The 2,901-nt window shown below is 68.1% G+C and carries 3 protein-coding genes; all 3 read right to left on the bottom strand.

Translation table 11 applies throughout. The annotated features are described in order from the left end of the window. Positions 1-1,056 (bottom strand): NAD(P)-dependent oxidoreductase (locus U9977_RS17680; protein WP_322750380.1); only part of this gene is annotated, 1,056 nt, incomplete at its 3' end. 320 nt (positions 1,057-1,376) lie between these two features. Next, positions 1,377-2,195: a CAP domain-containing protein gene (locus tag U9977_RS17685; protein ID WP_322750381.1), complete on the bottom strand. Its 819-nt coding sequence runs from the start codon at positions 2,193-2,195 to the stop codon at positions 1,377-1,379. Positions 2,196-2,315: 120 nt separating this feature from the next. Continuing rightward, on the bottom strand, positions 2,316-2,780 hold the full coding sequence (locus U9977_RS17690; protein ID WP_322750382.1) for a hypothetical protein: 465 nt from the start codon (positions 2,778-2,780) through the stop codon (positions 2,316-2,318). Between the last annotated feature and the right edge of the window lie 121 nt (positions 2,781-2,901).

Here is a 2,901-nt window from a genome sequence, read left to right on the forward strand (position 1 = left end):
GCCGAGCAGTCCCCGCTCCCGCAGCAGCACCTCGGTGCGTGCCATCCCCTCGTCGAGGCCGACGCGGGGCGCCCAGCCGGCCAGGTTTCTGATCTTGGCGATCGAGTAGGTGCCCGTTCGGGCCAGCTCAGCCAACGCGAGCGGTCCAAGATCAACATACACTCGGGGGTGTAGACGCGAACTCACCCGTCCGGACAACCACCTGCGCCCGGCCAACAGCCGGTCCGCCGAGTCGAGCGCACGAACAAACGCCGCCGGCACCGAGCCCGGCAAGGCCACGCCGGCCATCCGCGCGTATCGGCCGAAGAAGTCGGATGCCGAAACACCCGCCCCACCCGTGACATGCAGGATCTCACCAACCGCCGCCGGGCAGTCCATGACCGCGGCGACCGCCGACACCAGATCGTCGACGTGGACGGGGCTCAGGATCCCGCGGCCGGAGTCCACCAGGACGAAGCGGCCGGCCCGCAACAGCAGCAGCGGCCACAAGGTCCATCGACCGGCCCGTGGTCCGTACGCGTCGCCGACCCGTAGCACTGTCACCGCCAGACCGCGGGAGGCTGCGGCCACGGCTGCGTGCTCGGCCGCAGCCAGCGCGTCAGCCCGCGCCAGACCGGTCATGGTGACGGGCACGGCCTCGTCAGCGTCGGCAGGGAAGGAAGGGCCCAGCACACTCACACAGGACATGTGAACAACGCGACCGACGCCGGCGCGGTGGCATGCGTCCAACACGCCAGTGGTGCCGGCTACCGTGATCCTACGCATTTCACTGTCCGCAACCGGTAGCGGCCGGCTCGGCACGCCGGCTCGGACCGCGGCCAGCTCGCCACCGCCACCTGTGCCGACGGCCGCCGCGTGCACGACAAGATCCGCCCCAGTGAGCAGTTTCTCCCAGTCACCGGGATGGGTGACGTCGGCCACGACGATGCCAGGACCACGGCGGACGTCTATCGGCACAACATCGTAGCCGCGTCGGCGGAACTCGTGCACGACCGCGTCCCCGATGAATCCCCCGGCGCCGGTCACCACCGCGCGAGCCACGTCGTCCCCTCTCACCCCTGGGACCTACCCGGCAGATCCCCGATCCCGGTAATCGGCCTTCCCGGAAGATCGCTTCCCGATCCACCGGACTCCCCGCCAAGACGACACCCGGATACCTCAAGGTCTATCAGACAGGCCTAACGTACCGTCACGCCGAGCACGCAGACAGGTCGTTCCGGTCGCACGATATCGACCCTACGTGATCGGAGCCCAAGAGTAACTGGTTTCAGGCACCGGCGGCCGCGACGACTCGGCCGCGGCCACCAGCCCGGTGCAGCGCCGGCATCCGCACCCCAACCACCGACATCTTACTTTAAGTAGCTCTCTAATCGCTCTTACGGCGTCCCGAAATCCTGCGTCCAGTACGTCCCGTAACTGCCCCCGGTGCCGTAACCGACGCCGATCTGCTTCAACGAGCAGTTGAGGATGTTCTCCCGGTGCCCGGAACTGTTCATCCAGCCCGCCATGACCTCGGTCGGAGTGCGCTGCCCAGCGGCGATGTTCTCCGCGGCGATCGAGAACTGGTACCCGGCAGCAGCCATGCGTTGAAAGGGCGTGCGCCCGTCCTGGCTCGTGTGGCTGAAGTAGTTATGCGTCGCCATGTCGTCGCTGTGCGCCTGCGCCGCGGTGGTCAGCCTGGAGTCGACGGTCAGCGCAGCGCAGCCGGCCTTGGCCCGTTCGGCGTTCGTGAGCGCTACCACCTGGGAAGCCGGGTCTGCCGATGTCGGCTCGGTGGCGGTACCCGGCGTAGCCGCTGTAGGAGGAGCGACCGGAGCGACCGGTGCGGCTGTGGCCGCCGGGCCGCCCGCCGTGGCGTCCGCGACCGGTGTGGACCACGGCGGCGAGCTCGGTGGGAGCGACGCCGCCCACGGCCACCCGCCAGGTTTGACAGCGGTGCGCATGTGAACGGTCTCACCAACCGTGCCACGATCGACGGTCTGTGGCGGTACAGACCCCTGCGCGGGATCAACCGGTGACGTCGAGGACACCAGAGCCGGGGACGAAGCCCCAGGACTGGTCGCGGCCGCGGGCCCTCCCCCGTGGACCAGCTGGGCCAGGAGCAACCCGACGGTGGCGAGAACGAAAACGAAGACTGCCAGGACGGCGCCGGACCATCCCTGCCGGGAACGGCGGTGCTTGCGATGTCGAACCATGGAACCTTCCGTGTGGTCGGTCCCCCCCGCGCTATGCCCCCTGCATCCGGGACAAGGGTAGCGAGTACTAGGCACGGTGAGCCATCCCGTATCGCTTTTAACCGAATAATCATGAGCAGATCAGGCCAGTGTGGCGCCACCTCGGATCCACCCGACGACATGCCGTGTCGGACGGGCGACCAACGGCCCTGGCCGGCTGCCCCGGGTGACGCCCAGGAGTGCCCGGCAACAGGGGGCAAACGTCCGCACCCGTCGGACAGACCGGGCCACCTGCGGGGCCAGAGTGCCAAAGTGCTGGTAGGACACATCAGGACGGGCAAGTATCCGGACGTGACGCCGTTCAAGACGGGGCCCGTCCAAGGGCAGCGCGCTAACATGACCCATTACGGCGCCAGCGGTCGCGACCAGCGGGATCCCGGGCGTGGGGGCACCAGACGACACGCCCGCATCCGGGTCGGCCGCGAGCATGCCGGCGGCGACCAGGATCGTGTCACCAGGCAGCCAGAAAACGACGAGGATGCCGCTGTCGACGAAGACGAGCGTGAAGATGACGGCATAGAGCACCGCTGCGGACAGGCCATCCACACTCGCACGGTTCGAGCCTGTCTGCCCCCGAAGGCTCGATCATCGTACCCTTCGCGCGACTCCAGTCCGCCGTTCATATCCAAATCGGCCAATTATCGACCTAACGGACACGCAACTCCTA

Origin of the sequence: Protofrankia sp. Cas8, assembly GCF_963555845.1 — a bacterium.
In the GTDB taxonomy this organism is placed as follows: Bacteria; Actinomycetota; Actinomycetes; order Frankiales; family Frankiaceae; genus Protofrankia.

What these genes read in the sequence shown, in the direction of transcription:
- U9977_RS17685 (WP_322750381.1), bottom strand. Translation starts at nt 2,195, where the DNA reads ATGGTTCGACATCGCAAGCACCGCCGTTCCCGGCAGGGATGGTCCGGC.